Genomic DNA, 17457 nt, shown 5'->3' on the forward strand with positions numbered 1-17457 from the left:
AGTGCCACGAGGAGGCGAAACCGATTGAGTCCGGGACCCGGAGCACATTCCGCACCCGCACCTGACGAGAACACGAACGACCCCGCCGCGGCCGGGGGGGCCGGGAAGGCCGCGAAGGGCACGGAGCCCGGGAAGAACGCGGAGCCCGCGAAGACGGCGAAGACCGGGAAGCCCGCGAAGACCGCGAAGCCCTCGACGTTCAGCTCGCTGCGCATCCGCAACTACCGGCTGTTCGCCGCCGGGCAGCTCGTCTCCAACACCGGCACCTGGATGCAGCGCATCGCCCAGGACTGGCTGGTCCTCAGCCTCACCGGATCCGCGACGGCCGTCGGCATCACCACGGCACTGCAGTTCCTGCCCATGATGCTGCTGGGGCTGTACGGCGGCGTCATCGCCGACCGCTACCCCAAGCGCAGGCTGCTGCTGATCACCCAGACGGCGATGGGCCTGACCGGACTCGCGCTCGCCGCGCTGACCCTCAGCGGCCACGTCCACGTCTGGCACGTCTACGCGCTCGCCTTCGTCCTGGGGCTGGCGACGGTCGTGGACAACCCCGCCCGGCAGACCTTCGTCTCGGAGATGGTCGGTCCCGAACAGCTCGCCAACGCCGTCTCCCTCAACGGCGCCAACTTCCAGTCCGCCCGCCTGGTCGGCCCGGCCGTCGCCGGTGTGCTGATCACGGCCGTGGGCAGCGGCTGGGCGTTCCTGCTCAACGGGCTGTCGTTCATCGCGCCGATCACCGGCCTGCTGATGATGCGCACCGCCGAGCTGCACACCGTCGAGCGCGCCCCGCGCGCCAAGGGACAGCTCCGCGAGGGCCTGCGGTACGTCGCGAGCAGGCCGGAGCTGATCTGGCCGATCACGCTCGTCGGCTTCGTCGGCACCTTCGCCTACAACTTCCCCATCTGGCTCACCGCCTTCACCGACAGGGTCTTCGACGAGGGCGCGGGCACCTACGGCCTGCTCAACAGCCTGATGGCCGCCGGCTCGGTCGCCGGCGCGCTGCTGGCCGCCCGGCGCGGTGTGAGCCGGATGCGGGTGATGGTCGGCGCCGCGCTGCTCTTCGGCGTGCTGGAGATGGCCGCAGCCCTCTCCCCGTCGTTCTGGGTCTTCGCCCTGCTGATGGCGCCCATCGGCGCGGTGGGCCTGACCTTCAACGTCACCGCCAACTCCACCGTCCAGCTCGCCTCCGACCCGGCGATGCGCGGCCGGGTGATGAGCCTGTACATGATGGTGTTCATGGGCGGCACCCCGCTCGGCGGTCCGCTGATGGGCTGGATCACCGACACCTACGGCCCCCGCGCCGGCTTCCTGGCCGGCGGTCTGGTCTCGGCCGTGGCCGCCGTCGCCACCGCCCTGGTGCTGGCCCGGATCGGCGGGCTGCGGCCGAGGGTGGGCCTGCGCCGCGGCCGCCGGGGCCTGACGTTCGTCCCGGTGGCGCGGGGCGTGCGGGCGGCCGGGGCCGCGGGCGCCGAAGGGCCGGAGAGCATAGCGGGCGACGGCCCGGCCCCGCAGGACCGCACCCCGGTCTCCTCGCGCCGCACCGCCCCCGCCGCCGCCCCGGCCACCGCGCCGCCCAGCGCCCCGGCCTCCGCGCCGGGCGAGGACCGCGACCACCGCAGGGACGTGCTCGCGTGAGCGGCCCGCTCGCGTGAGACTCCTCCCATGAGGCTTTTCACCGCCGTGCTGCCGCCGCCCCCCGCCGTCGCGGAACTGGCCGGGGAGGTGGAGCGGCTGAGGGGACTGCCCGGCGCGGACCGGCTGCGCTGGGCCCTCCCCGAGGGCTGGCACTTCACACTCGCCTTCCTGGGCGAGGTGGACGACGACCTGCTGCCCGCGCTGTGCGAGCGCCTGGAGCGCGCCGCCCACCGCCACCACCCCTTCGGGGTGCGGCTGGCCGGGGGCGGCCGGTTCGGCGACCGGGTGCTGTGGGCTGGGGTGGACGACGGCCGCGAGCCGCTGCGGCGGCTGGCCGACTCCGTCACCGCGGGCGTCAACCGGGCCGGGGTGACGACCGACGACCGCCCCTACAAGCCGCATCTGACCCTGGCCCGCGCCGGCCGCCGCGGGCCGGGCCCGGATCTGCGCCCCCTGGCGGCGGCCCTGGAGGACTTCGCGGGAAGCCCCTGGCGGGCGGAGGAGCTGACCCTCGTACGCAGCAGGCTGCCCCGCTCCGGGGTCCCCGGGGAGCATCCCCGCTACGAGACGCTGGCGGCCTGGCCGCTGGGCCGCTGAAGGGCCGCTGAAGGGCTTCCGGCCGGGCGGGCTACCGTTGGGGCGTGGACCCGAAGACCCGTACCCGCATCGTCAGCGGGGCCCTGGTGCTCATGCTCGCCGTGGTGATGCTGGCGGCCCTCATCGGCTGAGAGGGCCGCCCGTCCGCCCCGCCGGAGAGCGGGGCGGACGGGCGGCGGGCGTCACCAGGCGAACGCCTCCGGGGACGGCCCGGGGCCGGGGAAGATCTCGTCCAGCGAGGCCAGCAGCTCCTCGCTCAGCTCCAGCTCCACCGCGCGCAGCGCCGAGTCGAGCTGCTCGCGCGTGCGCGGGCCGATGATCGGGCCGGTGATGCCGGGCTGGGCCAGGTGCCAGGCCAGGGCCACCTCGCCGGGCTCCAGACCGTGCTTGTCCAGCAGGTCCTCGTACGCCTGGACCTGGTCGCGCAGCCCGGGGTTGTTCGCCAGCGCCTGCGACGAACGGCGCTCGGGGTTCTCCCGCTCCTTGCGGAGCACGCCGCCCAGCAGGCCCCCGCCCAGCGGGGACCACGGGATGACGCCGAGACCGTAGCCGCGCGCCGCCGGGATGACCTCCATCTCGGCGCGGCGCTCGACGAGGCTGTACTTGCACTGCTCGCTGACCAGGCCGAGACGGCCGGTGCGGGCGGCGGCCTCGTTGGCCCGGGCGATGTGCCAGCCGGCGAAGTTGGACGACCCGACGTAGAGGATCTTGCCCTGCTGGACCAGGACGTCCATCGCCTGCCAGATCTCCTCCCACGGCGTGTTCCGGTCGACGTGGTGGAACTGGTAGAGGTCGATGTGGTCGGTGCGCAGCCGCTTCAGGCTGGCGTCCACGGCGCGGCGGATGTTCACCGCGGACAGCTTGTCGTGGTTGGGCCAGACGTCGCCGTCCGTGGCCGCCATGTTGCCGTACACCTTGGTGGCGAGGACGACCTTGTCGCGGCGGTCGCCGCCCTTGGCGAACCAGTTGCCGATGATCTCCTCGGTGCGGCCCTTGTTCTCGCCCCAACCGTAGACGTTGGCGGTGTCGAAGAAGTTGACGCCCGCGTCGAGCGCGGCGTCCATGATGGCGTGGCTGTCGGCCTCCTCGGTCTGCGGACCGAAGTTCATCGTGCCGAGGACCAGGCGGCTGACCTTGAGACCGGTGCGTCCGAGCTGCGTGTACTTCATGGGTACCAGCCAACGTGCTGGAGTGGGCTCGAAGCAAGAGCGGCACGGCGGAGGGCCGGACCTCCGGAAACCGCCGCGCGGGGTCCGGAGGTCCGGCGCGGTGCGGGCGGGGGCCGCGCGGCGGGCCCGCGCCGTCAGGGCGCGTCGGTGACGACGAGTTCGGTGGCGGTGATGTCGGGCCGCAGACGGGCGAGCAGCTCCAGGACGGTGCCGCCCGCCTCGGCGGTGTGGCCGGCGCCGGTGCCGGGGCAGCCCAGGACGACCATCACCGCCTCGGTGGTGTCGTCGAGGAGCTGGAAGTCGGCGCTGTCGCAGTCGCGGCGCCCCAGCCAGGCCATGGGCCGAAGCTCCTCGCCGTCCCGGCCGCCGTGGAGCCCGTATACCAGGTCCCCCTCGGGGACGGGCCTGGAGCGGTCCGAGAAGGCGGGGACCATGCGCAGTCCGGCGGGGGCGCGGGTGATGAGCATCCGCGCGCCCCCGGTGTCGTCCGCCCGGTGCAGGCCGATGCCGCCGCCGTGCTCCATGGTGGCGGCGTTGACGGCGTCGACGACGGGCCCGTGGGAGCGCCAGCCGCGCTCGGCCACGGTGCGCCGCAGCCTCTCCCCGGCCGGAACCGTGCCGGGGTGGCCCAGTGCCGCCAGCAGGTCCCGGTACCCGGGCGGGTGCTCGCCGCCGCTGAACGCCGCGGCCTCCTCGGCGCCGATACCGGTCCCGGACAGCAGGGGCCGGCCGGACTTCAGGGACCAGACCCGGGGGTGGCGCAGCCCCAGGCCGCGGGCCGATGCGGAAAGCAGGACGTTCAAGGCTGCCTCTCTCGTGGCGTCTCGGTGCGGACGGACCGGTGCCGGCGGGATCCGTGCCCGTACCGGGTGCGGACCCCGCTCCGTCCCGGGGCATACTGCCGCGCCGCCCGGACACCGCCAAACCGGTGCCCGGGCGGCGCGGCCGTCAGCTCCCCGGTGCGGCCTCCCGCCGGTTCCCGCCCCGTCGCGACAGGGCCCAGCCGAGCACCAGCAGAGCCAGCGCGTACCCGAGCTGGAGGGGGCCGAAGGTCAGCGCCAGCAGCCCCAGCAGCACGGCGATGGTGATGCCGAACACCCTGGGGGCGCCGGCCTTGAGCCGCGCGTAGACGACCGCGGAGAACAGGTAGAGCAGGAAGAAGTTCTGCCCCGCGACGGTCAGCAGGTCCGACAGCGACAGCAGGTCGGACGCCGTCGCCAGTGCCATCAGGCTGAAGACCGCGACGCACACCGCCACCGCGTTGCGCGGGGGCGTGCCGGCCGACCGGCTCAGCCTGGCCAGGGGACGCGGCAGCAGCCCCTCGCGGGCGCTGGACATCACCAGCCGGGAGGCCGCCCACACGGCGCCCACCAGATTGGCGGCGATGATCACCACGCCCAGCACCGACACCACCCAGGCCAGGCCCGGGGCGGCGGCCGACACCACGGCGTGGATCGGCGAGGAGGCCGCCTTCGGGTCGTCCTCCGCCAGCCGTGTCTGGACCGCCCACGCCAGCAGGACGTAGAGGGTCGTGACGACGAGGAAGCTGATGACCACCACCCGGGGGAAGTCCCTGCGCGGATTGGCGTACTCCTCGGTGGTGAAGGAGAGCATCTCCCAGCCGGTGAACGCGAAGAACACCGCTCCCAGCGCCGCCACACCCAGCGCGAGCTCCTCCGGCCGGGCCGGCGGCAGGTGCTGCACGGGATCGCCGCCGGACAGGCCGATCACCGCCGCCGCGAGCAGTCCGGCCGTCATGAGCAGCGCCAGGACGATCTGGATGCGCGACGACACCGACCCGCCGATCGCCACCGACACGCCGGCCAGGGCCAGCAGCCCGATCGCCGCCGCCCAGGCCGGGACCCCGTGCAGACCGGGGATCTGCTGGAAGTAGAAGCCCCCGGTCAGGGCGATGGCAGGGATGCCGAGGCCGAAGGTGCCCAGGAGCATGACCTCCACGCCGGCCGCCCAGGAGCGGCCGAACCCGGCCTGGACGAAGCCGGCGACGCCCCCGGCGCCGGGCAGGTCGGCGCCCAGCCGGGCGAAGACGATCAGCAGCGGGACGGTGACGGCGGCGGCCACGAGCCAGGCGTAGAGGGCGGCCTGGCCGGTCTGGTGGTAGGCGATGCCGGGTGAGACGAGGGCGCCGCTGCCCACCACGATGGTGATGGCCAGCGCCACGGCCCCGGGCAGGCGCAGATGGCCCGCCATCCGTGTGGGAGGCCCGGCGGCGGCGCCCTCGGCGCCGGCCGCCTCGCCCGCGGCCTTCGTGCCGTGCGGACCGGTCACGCCGCGGATTCCCGTGCGACCGGGGTGGGGTGCGGGTGCTCGCCGTCGGCCAGGAACGTGGTCTCGGCCGTACGGCCGTCACGCGGGCGGATCATGTAGACCGCGCCCTCCGGGCCGGCCAGCGAGCCGTGCACGGTACCGGCGGGCAGCGTGATCCAGGTGCCCGCCGGGCAGTCGCGCTCCTGGTAGGCGCCCGCCGCGTCCCAGAAGAGCAGGGCACTGCCCCGCAGTATGAACAACTCCTCGTCCAGACTGTGGTGATGCCAGTTGTGGACCTTGCCCGGCTGGTCGTTCTGCAGCTCGAAGCTGCCCTGGTGCGGAAGGAGTTCGGTGAGGCCGGCCGGGACGGCGGGGGCCGTGCGGCTGTCGAAACGGGGGTTCATGCGGCGGTCTCCTAGGCGTTGTCGGCGTGCTGTGCTTCGTGCCTGACGCGCAGGGGGCAGCGCGTCCCCCGGTCGTGAGGCGTGTTGTCGTCGTCCAGGAAGTACTGGGCCCACTCCAGGTTGCCCGGCTTGCCGTAACTGCCCAGGAGCGGGCTGGCGGGGACGTCGTCGTAGGCGGCCAGGCGGCCGCGGATGATGGTACGGGCGTTGCGCCCCTGCTTGGAGTCCTCGGAGATGTCGTCGAAGACGAAGCGGGGCTGGAAGGTGATCGCGAGGTCCTCGAAGTAGCGGCTGTTGCGTCTGCGGTGGGCCGGGGTGTTCGCGACGACGAACATCGGCATTCCGGCGAAGACGAACTCCCACTCGGGGTCCTCCGTGTCCGGCGGGATGTCCGCCGGCCAGGGCACGGTGTCCAGGTCGTGCACCCCCTGGAGCAGGTCCCACACCAGGGTGCGGAAGCCCTCCACGTCGCGGGCGCGGTCCTCGTCGGTGGTCTCGAAGAACGCCACCAGGGAGGTTCTGCGGCCCAGTTCGGGCGCGAGGGCGACGAAGTCGCCGAGTGCCGCCGCGAGCCGCCGGGCGAGGTCGTCCCCCCGTTCCAGGAACGAGAAGCGCAGGGTGGCCTTGCGCAGCGCGTCCACGCCGAAGACGCACGGGAAGAGGGCGCTCTCGTCGAGCATGCGCTTGCGGAACCGCTCGACCGCGTCCGCCTCCCACGCCTTCCCGCGGGGCTGCCGCGGGTCGCACACCAGAGGTGTGGTCAGCGGAAGGGCAGATGGCTCGGAAAAGGAGATTGAAGCGGAATCGGTCATCTGGATACCCCCCGTTGCGTATTGACAGGACGGTGCCGCCGGAATCCCGCCGGGGATTCTCCGCCGGAGTTCCGGTGGCGCCGAGATGGTTTCAGCACAGCCGTGGGAGGGAGGACTGTTTATTGAGCCAAACACCGTCTTTTTCCAGCCACTCCGGCAGGTGCGCACGGCCGGCTGAGAGCGCGTCCAGCGCGCTGAACACCGTTGCTGTAAGCCCGTGTTCGCAGGGGGATGTCCGGATCCGGCGCCTTTTCCGACCGCGGTGAAACCAGGCATTCCGGAGCTCCGGTGTATGTCCGTCATCATTCCGGAGTCGCGCTTGCCTGTCTTTCGCCGCCCGTCGCGGCGGCCTTCCGGAAACCTTCGGAAAAACCTTCACCGCCGCCGGGGGATACCGGGGCGAACGGGAGCGGAATTTATTGTTCCACGGTGACCGGCTCGGCCCGGCGGGCGCGGGACCCACCCGGCTGGGCCCCCACCGCGCCCGCGCCGTACGGGCCGCCCACACCCCACGCCCGGTGCAGCGTGCCGGCGAAGGCCGCGGCGATGCGGTGCTCGCCGGAGGCGGTGGGGTGGGTGCCGTCGTAGGTGTCGCGGGCCAGGTCCCAGTCGTGCGGCGGTACGGCCGTCAGCAGCGGCGAGGAGGGGGTGGACAGCTCGGCCGCGGCCCGGGCCAGCAGTCCGTTGAAGCGCTCGCACTCGGCGGCGAAGAAGGCGTCGTGCCGCGCCCGTGTGTTGGGGATCACCGGCAGCAGCGCCATCCGTACCCGCGGTTCGGCGGAACGGGCCTCGGCGACGAAGCGGCGGACGTTGGCGGCGGTGGCGTCGGAGCCGGTGTAGAAGCCGAGGTCGATCAGGCCCAGGAAGACCAGCAGGGTGTCGGCGCGGTGCTCGCGCACCGCGCCGCCTATCACCGGAGCCATGTGCAGCCAGCCCTCGCCCCAGCCGGCGAGATGGCGGCGGGCGCCGGCGGGGAAGGCCGGATCTGCGTAGTCGTGGGAGACCGGGGCGTCGGCGGCCTTGTCGTACAGCGCGTCGCGCGGGCCGACGATCTCGTACGCGGTGCCGTGCGGGCCGCAGGTGCGCTCCAGATGCCGCCACATGCGGTGGCGCCAGGTGTGCTCCCCGGCGCTGCCGATGGTCATGGAGTCGCCGACGAAGAGCACGCGCATCCGCTCATCTTCCCGGAAGGCGGCTGTGACCTGCGACGTGACGCCCGTCACCCGACGGCGCCCGCAGGGCGGGGCGGACGCCGTCGGGGCGGTCCGGAGGTCAGCCGGCGGCGCGGTCCCCGGACACCACCTGCTGCCGCAGCTCCACCAGAGCGCGCAGGGCGTTGCTGTACATCTGGAGGCTCTTCTCGCTGTGGGTGTCGATGGCGGTGCGGACCTCCTTGAAGGTCTTGGCGATGGTCTCGTCCAGCTCGGCGCGGTCGATGCCGTTCATTTCTCTCCCTCTTTCTCTTTCTTCGGTGCCGGCCGCCTCTCGGCGGCGGTCAGCCCCCGCTGACGGGCCACCAGGTGATGTTCTGCCAGGCGGCGCAGTCCTCGGTGTCATCGGTGCCCCGGCACACGGTGAGATAGCCGCTTGTGGTGGGGCGGTACTGGTGCCGCAGGGCGACGGGGGTGCTGCCGGAGCCGCACACCTCGGCGTACTTGCGGGGCGGGGCCGGGGCGAGGTCGTAGGTGTAGCGGATCCACAGCGAGTGGCAGCCGCTGCCGGAACCGGTCAGTTCGCCCCGGATCACCAGGGTGTGGAAGATCCCGGCGACGCTCGTCTCGACCCACCGCTCGCCGGAGGCGGACGCCGACCCGTGCCGCACCGACCAGGGGACGCGGGCGGCCGCGGCGGTGGCGTCGGCGGTGGCGCCGGTCCCGGCGACTGTGCTCCCGGCTGTGCTCGCGGCCGTGCTCGCGGCCGCGGTGGCCGCGCCGGGCAGGGCGGTGGCCGCGAGCAGGGCGGCGGCGGCCGTGATCGCGGCCCGGGTACGTCTACGCATCGGATCGGCTCCTCGTGTCGGCGGGGGACAGGTCGGGCGGGGTGCGCAGGCCGTGGTGGCGGCGGAGCGCGGCCAGCGCGGCGAGATGGCCGCACATCCCGTGCACGGACGGCCCCGGCGGGGTGGCGGCCGAGCACAGGTACACCCCGCGCAGCGGTGTGGTGTACGGGTTCCAGCGCACGGTGGGGCGGGCGACGGACTGGCGCAGGGTCATGGCGCCGGCGCCGATGTCGCCGCCCGTGTAGTTGGGGTTGTAGGTCTCGTAGTCGGCGGCCGGGATGCCGCGGGAGGCGACGATCGTGTCGGTGAAGCCGGGCGCGTACTCCTCGATGCGGCGGCGCACCAGCTCCACCGGGTCGCGGGTGTCGCCGTTGGGCACGTGGGCGTAGGCCCACACCGGCCGCCGCCCGCCCGCGGCTCGCGAGGGGTCGGTGACGGCCGGGTCCACCACCAGCACGAACGGCGCGCCGGCGGGGTGTCCGGCGGCGGTGGCGTTCTCCTGCCGGACCACGTCGTCACGGGTGCCACCGAGGTGGACGGTGCCGGCCCGCCCCACCAGCGGGTTGCGCCAGGGGATCGGGGCGGAGACCAGGAAGTCGGCCTTGGCCGCGCCGGGCCCGTACCGGAAGCGCTCCAGGGCGCGCCGGTAGCGGGCGGGCAGCCGGCGGCCGGCCAGGGCCAGGAACTCCCGGGGACCGACGTCCAGCAGGACGATGGGTACGCCGCCCAGTTCGGCCAGGTCGCGCACGCGGTGGCCGGTGCGGAAGACGCCGCCGTGCGCGGCGATGTCGGCGGCCATGGCCTCGGCGATGCGCGCGCTGCCGCCCTCGGGCAGCGGCCAGCCGGTGCTGTGCGCGGTGTGGCCCAGCAGCATCGCCACCGCGGCCGAGGTCAGGGAGGGCATCCGCCCCACCGCGTGGGCGGCGACCCCGGCCAGCAGCGCCTCGGCCTCCTCGGTGGCGAACCGGCCGCCGCGCGCGGTGGCGTGGGCCAGCACCCGGGGAGCCAGCCGCAGCGCCGCGACCGGGTCCGGCGGCAGGGAGCGCTGCCCGGACAGCAGCAGGTCCACCACGCCCCGGCTGCGGTCGGCCAGCGGCGCCATCAGCTTCGTCCAGCGGGTCCCGTCCACGCCCAGGCGCTCGGCGGTGGTCTCCAGGCTGCGCCAGGCCGCCGCCGCCCGCCCCCGGGACAGCGGGTGGGCGTAGGGGATGTCGGGCTGGAGCAGCCGCACCCCCCGGGCGGGCAGGTCGAAGCGGCGGAAGAAGGCGGAGGCGGCGGCCATCGGGTGGACGGCCGAGCAGACGTCGTGCGCCACGTCGGAGTCGAACAGCGACTCGGTGCGCAGACCGCCGCCGATCGTCTCCTCCTTCTCGTACAGCACCACCCGCAGCCCGGCGCGGGCCAGCGTCACCGCGGCGGACAGACCGTTGGGCCCGGTGCCCACGATCGCCGCGTCGGGGGTCGCGCCGCCCACGGGGTCGGTCACTGCCCGGCCCCCGCCGGGGCGAGCTGCCGGCCGGCCAGCCGCCGGTAGGTCTCGTCGCTCTCCATCAGCTCGGCGTGGGTGCCGCGGGCGCGCAGCCGCCCGCCCTCCAGCACCAGGATCCGGTCGGCGTCGATGACGGTGGAGATGCGGTGGGCGATGGTCAGCACCTGGCAGCGGGTGCCGACGGTGGCGATGGCGGCCCGCAGCGCCGACTCGGAGTCGGAGTCGAGATTGGAGGTGGCCTCGTCCAGCAGCAGTACGTCGGGCCGGGCCAGCAGCGCACGGGCGATGGCCAGGCGCTGCCGCTGGCCGCCGGACAGGCCGGCGCCGCCCTCGCCGAGTTCGGTTTCCAGACCGTCCGGCAGCGCCTGGACGACGTCGGTGAGGTGGGCCGCCTCGACCGCCTCGGCGATCTCCTCGTCGGTGGCGTCGGGGCGGGCGTAGACCAGGTTCTCCCGCACGGTGCCGCGCATCAGCGGTGCCTCCTGCTCCACCAGGCCGATCCGGGAGCGCAGTTCGTCCAGCGGCAGGGCGGCGGCGTCCGAGCCCGCGACGCGGACGGTGCCCCGGTCGGGGGCCTGGAAGCGCTCGATGAGCTGGAACAGGGTGGTCTTCCCGGCGCCGGACGGGCCGACGACCGCGGTGACCCCGGTGGCGGGCAGGGAGAACGAGATCCCCTCCACCGCGGGGGCCGGGGCGCCGGGGTAGGCGAAGGCGACGTCCTCGAACTCCACCGCGGGGACCTCGCCGCGGCCCGCGGACGCGGAGGCGGGTGCGGACGCGGAGGAGGCGGCGGGGGAGGGGGTGCCGGGTGCGCCGTCCCGGCCGCCGTCCCGGTCACCGTCCTCGCCGTCGGTCTCCTGGCCGATGGCGGCCAGCTCCTTGACCCGGTCGATGGCGGCCCGCCCCTGCTGGAACTCCCCGAGCGCCATGAACAGCATCACCAGCGGGGACACCAGGTAGAACAGGTACATGATGAACGCGGTCAGGTCCTCCACCGGCAGTTCCCCGGTGGCGGTGCGGGCCATGCCCCAGGCGATCACCACGGCCAGCGACACCTGGGTGCCCACGTTCATGGCGGGCATCAGCATCGCCGACAGCCGGGTGACGTGGATGCCGCTGCCGCGCGCGGCGTCGGCCAGCCCCCGCAGCCGCTCGGCCTCGCGCTCCTCGGCACGGGACGCCTTGACGGTGGTCAGCGCGCCCAGGGCGCGCAGCAGCCCGGAGCCGTAGGCGCTGGTGTCCTCCCGGTTGACCACCGCCACCCGGCGCACCGCGCGGGCCAGCCCCAGGGCGACCGCCGAGGCGACGCCCAGGCAGCCGGCGGTGACCAGCAGCATCCGCCAGTCGATCCAGGCCATCACGGCGATGCAGCCGACGGTGGTGAACCCGGCGGTGATCATCTGCGCGACGGAGGAGGACAGCGCCACCCGGGCGATGGAGGTGTCGGCGACGGTGCGGGTGAACACGTCGCCGTGCTCCAGCCTGCTGAACTCCGCGATACGGGAGTGCAGCAGACGCCCGGTGAGGGTGGTGCGCATGTCCAGGACGATGTTCTCCCCCGCGCGCCCGATCAGGTAGAAGTGCGTGGCGGCCAGCAGGGCGTCGGCGGCGAACAGCGCGGCGATCAGCGCGATCGGACGGGCCGTCGGCTCGTCCAGCACCACGGCCTCGATCAGGTCGCCGATCAGCAGCGGCTGCAGCAGGGTCGCGGCCGTGCCCAGCAGACCGAGGAGCACACCGGCGCCGAGCAGCGGCCGGTGGCGGCGGACGATGGCGGATATGTTCACGACGGCCCCCTGCCGAAGACGACCGCGACCGCCGCGGCGATGCTCGCGGCGAACAGGGCGCTCTGGAGCCAGAGCGTGCCGCGGGTGAGCCCGCTGTCCCCGAACATGAGGAGCATGGCGGGCAGGGCGAAGACGAAAGCGGCGCCGAACCACGCCGCACGGCTCGCTGTCAGCACGGCCGTGGACCTCCTCTCAGGCGACACCGCGGGCGGTGTACCAGTCGTAGGGCAGCAGTTCCTCGGCCGGAACCACCTCCTGGACGGCGAATCCGGCGCGGACCAGGCAGGCCTCCACCTCGTCGCGCTCGATCAGCAGCACCTGCTCGGCGAACTCCACCGGCGCCTCGCCGTCCTTCTCCACGAGGGTGCCCATGGTCAGCACGTCCGCGTCGTCGACGGTGGTGGTGAACGTGGTGGTGCCCCCGTGGTGCGGCATGGGCACGGTGACGGTGCCCAGCTCCACCAGGGGCCGGTAGACGGCCGTGGAGTAGTACTCCAGCGACAGCGTCGCGCCGGGCTCCAGCACCTCGCGCACATGGGCGAGGGCGGCGGTCAGCTCCTCGCGGGAGTGGACGCAGGCCAGGGAGCCCATGGTGGAGTACGCGGCGCCGAACCGGCCCTGGAGCGGCAGCGGCCGGCGGAAGTCGGCCTCCACCAGCGACACGTTGGCCGGAACGCCCTTGGCGCGGAACTCCGCCAGCATCGGGCGGGAGTTGTCCACGCCGACCACCTCGCGGGCGAGGGCGGCGACGGGCACGGCCACCCGGCCGGTGCCCACCCCGACCTCCAGCACGCGCGCGCCGGCGACGTACGGGCGCAGGCGGTCGACGGCGACCTCGGCGGGCATGGCGGGCGCGATCAGTGAGTCGTACACGGACGCCACGGCCGTGCCGTACTGCACGCCGCGTCCGTCACGAACACCGGGAGCGTCATGGACGTCCTGGGTCACGGTGTCACCCTCTCGTAGTCGAAGACCATGTCGTACTTGGGGTCCTCGCTGTGGTCGTAGCCGGAGTAGCGCACCAGCATCACCTGGAACAGCGGATAGCCCGGCTCGGGCTGGATGCGCCTGCGGACGAAGTCGCCGACCAGCCGGTAGGCGGCCTTCTTGGCCTCCTGGTGCAGGGGCGTCATCGCGCCGGGGTTGTGCACCAGGGTGGAGGCCACGTCGAAGACGGCCTTCTCCATGCGGCGGCCGGGGAACCAGAACGCGTGGGCCATCTTCCGGGGCGTGATGGAGTACACCTCGCGCCACTCGGTGTGCTCGCTTCTGTCCTCGCTGGCCAGCCGGTACAGGAAGTGCTGGTCCTCGACGGCCGGATTGGGCGCGAAGAAGCGCCAGTTGGGGATGAGGATCCCCGTGCCCGTCTTGTCCATGCTCCGGAGCTTGTCGTAGCTGCGGTCGGGGTGCTGGCTGAGCACCGACGCCACGAACCAGCCGGCGAGTACCGCCGGGACCGCGCGCTCCAGTACCGCTGCCGCCTTCACGCCGCCTCCTCGCTCTCGGACTTCCCGTGTGCCTCGCGTACCTCGTGTACCTCGCGCGCCCCGTGGGCGGGCCGGGCCGCGGCGTCCGCCAGGACCTGCCCGATCGCCTCCGCGGTGTGCGGCGCGCACGCGGTGCCGCCGAGGACCGACAGGTGGTTGGAGCCGGGCACGGTGGTGATGCGGCCGCCGGTGCCGGAGGCGAGGTACTCCTCGTACAGCTCCCGGTGCTCGGGGGTGTCCCGCACCGTCCCCTCGGCCGCCACGACCGAGACCGGCACGTCCAGCCGGTCCAGGGGGCGGCCGCCGTCGAGCATGAACGCGTAGGAGTAGTCCCACTCGCGCCGCGCCGAGCGCCAGGTGGAGGGGGCGGAGCCCTCCAGCCGCAGCTTGCGGTGGTACGGGCTGCCCTCGGCGAACGAGAACAGGCCCTTCTTGTCGATGAGCAGGCCGGCGCCGAACACCGACGACCACGGGCCCAGCTTCATCGTCAGGTTCACGCCCCGGGACCCCTCGCGCTGCCGGCGCGAGTGCAACAGCTCGCGCGGGTGGGTGGGGTCCACCAGGACCAGCCCGTGCACCCGCCCGGGCGCCGCCGCGGCGGCGCGGTGGACGAGGTAGCCGCCCAGGGAGTGCCCGGCCAGCACGCACGGCCCGCCGCCGAGCAGACGGGCGTCGGCCGCGTCCGCGAGGACCTCCGTCAGGTCGCTCACCGACTCGTTCAGCGAGTAGTCCTCCGGGCAGCGCCGCAGCGAACCGCGGTACCCGGCCCGGTCGTACAGCAGCACCGTCACATCGGGGCCGAGGTGGTCGGCGACCAGCAGCCACGCCGCGGAGGTGCTCATCAGACCGGCCTCGCACACCACGGCCGGGCCGCCCTCGCGCCCGCGCCGCACGTGGTAGTCGACGATGTTGCCGGTGCCGCAGCGCACCCGGCGCCGCTCGAAACCGCGGTGGCCGGTGCGCGACATGACGGTGGCGTAGTTCTGGTGGGCGAGCCCGGCGGCCAGGCACGCCGCCAGGCCGGCCGCGGTGAGCCGGGTGAAGGACGTCCCCGTCACGACGCCTCCCCGGTGCCCCGGGCCAGCGCCCGTACGGACGGGTAGGTGGAGGCGAACGCCCACGCGAACCGGGACAGGCCCATGAAGCGGGCGTTGGCCAGGTGGAAGGCGCCCATCACCAGCAGCCCGGCGTCGATGTACCGGCCCTTCCTCAGCAGCAGCAGCGGGAAGCCGCACTCCAGGGCGAGCACGGCGTGGCAGATCGCCCGGGACGCGGCCGGGTACCTGTCGAGCTGCTTGAAGAACCACTCGTCGCCGTAGGTCTGGGTACGCATGATCTTCACCAGCGCGTCGCCCGAACGCCAGGCGTCGCCGGGCAGCTTGGCCCATCCGGAGGCGCCGTAGGACAGCACGGTCTGGGCGCCGATGAACTGCACCGCGGCGTTGCGGGTGGCGTCGGTGCCGCCGGCCCGGCCCAGCGCGGCGGCCGTCTGCACCAGGAACGAGACCTGGTCGGAGCCGTCGGTGCCGAACAGGTGGCGGGGGTAGATCAGGACCTGGCTGCCGGCCAGATAGGCGTTGGCGAGCATCCGCACCGTGTTGTTCCGCACCGGCGAGATGAGCACCGCCGCCGCCAGGGCGCGGGAACCGTGGAGGGCCTGGGTGACCGGCTCGCGGGCGACGAAGTCCCTGACCTTCTGCATCGCCTTCGTCTTCGCGGGCACCTGGGCCCTGGTGTGGGTCCAGTCGTTCAGGCCGCCCGGTTCCCGGTCGACCTTGCGCACCATGTACTCGAGACTGGACAGCAGGTGCGTGGCGGCGGAGAGCCGCTCGGCGGTGGCGAGCGGCCTGGCACACGCCGACTCCGCGGCCCTGCGGAGACGTGACAGCATGATCTGCTCCTGATCGCGCGGCGGTTGGGGGCGGGGTGGGGACGGATCGGGACGGTGGCGGGGAGGGAGGGGCGGCGGGCGCGAACGGCGGAAGCGGCGGAAACCGCGGAAGCGGGCGGCGGGAGGCGTGGGGCGGATGCGGGGGGCCCGGGCCCGTGAGACCCCCCGCGGGCGCCCGGTCGCTTCCGGGTCCGCCTCGTGCTTACTTCTGGGCGTTGGCGACCGCGGCGCCGACACCGGCGGCGGCGACGAGGATGGCGGACGCCTTCGCGCCGGCCACGACGCCCGCGGCGAACGCGGCCGGGGTCGCCATCACCGGGGCGGCCTCGTCCTCGACCGGACGACCGACACCGGCGTTGACCTTCTCGACGAGCACGGACATGGTGCTTCCTCCACTGGTCTGGTAGATCGGAGTGCGCTCCGGTTCCGGCGGGCAACGGGACTGTCCGCCGGAACCGGGGCCCGGGAGCGGTCCCGGGCACGCGGGGCTGTGCTCACCGGCGGCCGTACGCAGGGCGGCCGCCGAGGACCGCCGGGCCCACGGCCCCGGGTACGTCGATCGGCGCCGGAGGTCTCGCGGACTCCGGCAGTGGGGACGGTGCCGGTGGGCGGATCGGCGGGTTCACCGGGATCAGCCGGTGGCGGTCTTGTACGCCACGTAGGCGGCACCGGTCACCGCGCCGGCGCCGACCACGGCACCGGCGGCCTTGGCGATCACCGGGGTCGCGATCAGCGCCGGGGTGGCCATGACCGGGGCGGCACCGCCGAGGGGCGAACCGGGCTCCAGCGTCCCGCGCAGGGACGTGTCGGCGTTCACCTTCCGGATCAGCATGAGCTGTCCCTCCTTTCATGCGAATCGTTTCGGTTTCAAGGGCATCCCGCCGCCGGATCCCCACAGGGCAGGCGCCGGGAATTCTTCTGGTCCGGTCTCCCGGAGGCAGGGGGAATCGCCGGACGGCCGGAACGGGAAATCATCACCGCACGACCGCCGACGGGAAAGGGTCGAATTCCCGTGGCGCCTTGCGGAAGCCGCTCGCGGCCGTTTCCGTTTCCTCTGTCCCCCTTTTGCGGAATGGTCTGGGGAAGTGCGGCGGCGGCCTGTCCGGGATGCCCGGGCGCGGGACGCGGTCCGTGTTCCGGCCCGGCTCCCGGCCCTCTCCCCGGCGCGTCTTCCGGGTCTCCGCCGTACTTCTGCCTGGATAACCCCCCGGGGCCCGTCCGCGTATGACCGGCCGGCGGGGAATTTTTCCGGCAGGCCCCTCAGGAGGCCTCGGCCAGCCCCACCAGACCCCGCATGGCCCGCAGCCCGTGCGCCCGGGCCCGGGAGACCGTCCCCCGGTGGACGCCCAGCACGGCGGCGGCCCCGTCGATGGTGTAGTCCTGGACGTCGACGAGGAAGATCGCGGCGGCCTGCCCGCGCGGCACCGCGGACAGCAGCCGGCCCACCTCCCACCTGGCCTCCCGCTGCGCCATGGGGTCGCCGGGATGAGCGTGGTCGGGGAACTCGTCGACGGGGGTGTCCTTCGCCCGGCGCTCGGCCAGGTCGTACGCCGCGGTGGTGACCGCGCGGACCGCGTACGCGGCGGGGTTGGGGTGGGAGAGCCAGGAGTCGGACGACCTCAGCAGCTTGAGGCACGCGGTCTGCACCGCGTCGTCGGCGTCCTGTCCCAGCAGCCGGGAAGCCCGGCGGCGCAGCAGCGGAAGAAGTTCACGGATCAACGACTCCGTGTCTCTCCCGCCCTCTCTCTCGCGTCCCATCTCGCACTGAACATCGGCATTCGGCATCAAAACGCTCCCCCGGCGAGGCCCCTTCGCAAAGGGCGGCGGCACTGGTACTGCGCGTGGCGCGTTGGTCAGGCGCACGCAGCGCGGTAACTGTAGGCACGCATGACCGAATCTTTGACCGGTGGAGGCAT

At 73.7% G+C, this 17457-nt stretch carries 20 protein-coding genes; 2 read left to right on the top strand and 18 right to left on the bottom strand.

What is annotated here, in order from left to right; genetic code table 11:
• Positions 1 to 24: 24 nt before the first annotated feature.
• A complete protein-coding gene (locus BMY40_RS13320; protein ID WP_245770058.1) occupies positions 25 to 1638 on the top strand; it encodes an MFS transporter in 1614 nt (537 codons plus the stop codon).
• 27 nt (positions 1639 to 1665) lie between these two features.
• On the top strand, positions 1666 to 2235 hold the full coding sequence (gene thpR / locus BMY40_RS13325; RefSeq protein WP_093658976.1) for an RNA 2',3'-cyclic phosphodiesterase: 570 nt from the start codon (positions 1666 to 1668) through the stop codon (positions 2233 to 2235).
• A gap of 182 nt (positions 2236 to 2417) precedes the next feature.
• Here the strand turns inward: thpR and BMY40_RS13330 are convergent, their stop codons facing one another.
• From BMY40_RS13330 to BMY40_RS13405, 18 genes are all read right to left on the bottom strand, one after another.
• Positions 2418 to 3404 (bottom strand): aldo/keto reductase, encoded by a 987-nt coding sequence (locus BMY40_RS13330; protein ID WP_093658978.1) that lies wholly within the window; start codon positions 3402 to 3404, stop codon positions 2418 to 2420.
• Between the two features lie 134 nt (positions 3405 to 3538).
• Complete coding sequence (locus tag BMY40_RS13335) at positions 3539 to 4207, bottom strand: hypothetical protein (protein ID WP_093658980.1); 669 nt, start codon at positions 4205 to 4207, stop codon at positions 3539 to 3541.
• Between the two features lie 145 nt (positions 4208 to 4352).
• On the bottom strand, positions 4353 to 5693 hold the full coding sequence (locus tag BMY40_RS13340; protein ID WP_218158283.1) for an APC family permease: 1341 nt from the start codon (positions 5691 to 5693) through the stop codon (positions 4353 to 4355).
• Positions 5690 to 6076, bottom strand: coding sequence for a cupin domain-containing protein (locus tag BMY40_RS13345; protein ID WP_218158285.1), 387 nt, complete (start codon positions 6074 to 6076; stop codon positions 5690 to 5692). The genes BMY40_RS13340 and BMY40_RS13345 overlap by 4 nt, the downstream gene beginning before the upstream one ends.
• Positions 6077 to 6087: 11 nt before the next feature.
• A complete protein-coding gene (locus tag BMY40_RS13350; RefSeq protein ID WP_177213992.1) occupies positions 6088 to 6825 on the bottom strand; it encodes a YqcI/YcgG family protein in 738 nt (245 codons plus the stop codon).
• Between the two features lie 479 nt (positions 6826 to 7304).
• Positions 7305 to 8060: a GDSL-type esterase/lipase family protein gene (locus tag BMY40_RS13355; protein ID WP_093658984.1), complete on the bottom strand. Its 756-nt coding sequence runs from the start codon at positions 8058 to 8060 to the stop codon at positions 7305 to 7307.
• Positions 8061 to 8160: 100 nt separating this feature from the next.
• Positions 8161 to 8334 (bottom strand): hypothetical protein, encoded by a 174-nt coding sequence (locus BMY40_RS28050; RefSeq protein WP_177213993.1) that lies wholly within the window; start codon positions 8332 to 8334, stop codon positions 8161 to 8163.
• Between the two features lie 49 nt (positions 8335 to 8383).
• Complete coding sequence (locus tag BMY40_RS13360) at positions 8384 to 8887, bottom strand: hypothetical protein (RefSeq protein ID WP_093658986.1); 504 nt, start codon at positions 8885 to 8887, stop codon at positions 8384 to 8386.
• A complete protein-coding gene (locus BMY40_RS13365; RefSeq protein WP_245770059.1) occupies positions 8880 to 10373 on the bottom strand; it encodes a phytoene desaturase family protein in 1494 nt (497 codons plus the stop codon). The genes BMY40_RS13360 and BMY40_RS13365 overlap by 8 nt, the downstream gene beginning before the upstream one ends.
• The gene (locus BMY40_RS13370) at positions 10370 to 12163 is read right to left on the bottom strand and encodes an ABC transporter ATP-binding protein (RefSeq protein ID WP_093658987.1); all 1794 of its coding nucleotides are present in this window, start codon (positions 12161 to 12163) and stop codon (positions 10370 to 10372) included. The genes BMY40_RS13365 and BMY40_RS13370 overlap by 4 nt, the downstream gene beginning before the upstream one ends.
• Entirely contained in the window at positions 12160 to 12339 is a 180-nt protein-coding gene (locus BMY40_RS13375; RefSeq protein WP_143071771.1) for a hypothetical protein, read from the bottom strand. Before BMY40_RS13375 ends, BMY40_RS13370 begins: the two co-directional genes overlap by 4 nt.
• 16 nt (positions 12340 to 12355) lie before the next feature.
• Positions 12356 to 13111 carry a class I SAM-dependent DNA methyltransferase gene (locus tag BMY40_RS13380; RefSeq protein WP_143071772.1) on the bottom strand — a complete coding sequence of 252 codons (756 nt, stop codon included), beginning with the start codon at positions 13109 to 13111 and terminating at the stop codon, positions 12356 to 12358.
• The gene (locus BMY40_RS13385) at positions 13108 to 13650 is read right to left on the bottom strand and encodes a hypothetical protein (RefSeq protein ID WP_093658991.1); all 543 of its coding nucleotides are present in this window, start codon (positions 13648 to 13650) and stop codon (positions 13108 to 13110) included. Before BMY40_RS13385 ends, BMY40_RS13380 begins: the two co-directional genes overlap by 4 nt.
• On the bottom strand, positions 13647 to 14708 hold the full coding sequence (locus tag BMY40_RS13390) for an alpha/beta hydrolase (RefSeq protein WP_177213994.1): 1062 nt from the start codon (positions 14706 to 14708) through the stop codon (positions 13647 to 13649). Before BMY40_RS13390 ends, BMY40_RS13385 begins: the two co-directional genes overlap by 4 nt.
• Entirely contained in the window at positions 14705 to 15541 is an 837-nt protein-coding gene (locus BMY40_RS28055; protein ID WP_177213995.1) for a hypothetical protein, read from the bottom strand. Before BMY40_RS28055 ends, BMY40_RS13390 begins: the two co-directional genes overlap by 4 nt.
• Before the next feature lie 202 nt (positions 15542 to 15743).
• Entirely contained in the window at positions 15744 to 15923 is a 180-nt protein-coding gene (locus BMY40_RS13395; protein WP_093658995.1) for a hypothetical protein, read from the bottom strand.
• A 249-nt stretch (positions 15924 to 16172) separates the two neighbouring features.
• Entirely contained in the window at positions 16173 to 16373 is a 201-nt protein-coding gene (locus BMY40_RS13400) for a hypothetical protein (protein ID WP_093658997.1), read from the bottom strand.
• 428 nt (positions 16374 to 16801) lie between these two features.
• Entirely contained in the window at positions 16802 to 17260 is a 459-nt protein-coding gene (locus BMY40_RS13405; RefSeq protein WP_177213996.1) for an RNA polymerase sigma factor, read from the bottom strand.
• Between the last annotated feature and the right edge of the window lie 197 nt (positions 17261 to 17457).

The sequence above is a fragment of the Streptomyces radiopugnans genome (assembly GCF_900110735.1).
GTDB classification, from domain to species: domain Bacteria; phylum Actinomycetota; class Actinomycetes; order Streptomycetales; family Streptomycetaceae; genus Streptomyces; species Streptomyces radiopugnans.

Bases quoted from the DNA above. Each gene is read 5' to 3' on its own strand.
- thpR (WP_093658976.1), top strand. From the start codon at position 1,666: ATGAGGCTTTTCACCGCCGTGCTGCCGCCGCCCCCCGCCGTCGCGGAA.
- BMY40_RS13330 (WP_093658978.1), bottom strand. From the start codon at position 3,404: ATGAAGTACACGCAGCTCGGACGCACCGGTCTCAAGGTCAGCCGCCTG.
- BMY40_RS13345 (WP_218158285.1), bottom strand. From the start codon at position 6,076: ATGAACCCCCGTTTCGACAGCCGCACGGCCCCCGCCGTCCCGGCCGGC.
- BMY40_RS13355 (WP_093658984.1), bottom strand. From the start codon at position 8,060: ATGCGCGTGCTCTTCGTCGGCGACTCCATGACCATCGGCAGCGCCGGG.
- BMY40_RS28050 (WP_177213993.1), bottom strand. From the start codon at position 8,334: ATGAACGGCATCGACCGCGCCGAGCTGGACGAGACCATCGCCAAGACC.
- BMY40_RS13360 (WP_093658986.1), bottom strand. From the start codon at position 8,887: ATGCGTAGACGTACCCGGGCCGCGATCACGGCCGCCGCCGCCCTGCTC.
- BMY40_RS28055 (WP_177213995.1), bottom strand. From the start codon at position 15,541: ATGCTGTCACGTCTCCGCAGGGCCGCGGAGTCGGCGTGTGCCAGGCCG.
- BMY40_RS13395 (WP_093658995.1), bottom strand. From the start codon at position 15,923: ATGTCCGTGCTCGTCGAGAAGGTCAACGCCGGTGTCGGTCGTCCGGTC.
- BMY40_RS13400 (WP_093658997.1), bottom strand. From the start codon at position 16,373: ATGCTGATCCGGAAGGTGAACGCCGACACGTCCCTGCGCGGGACGCTG.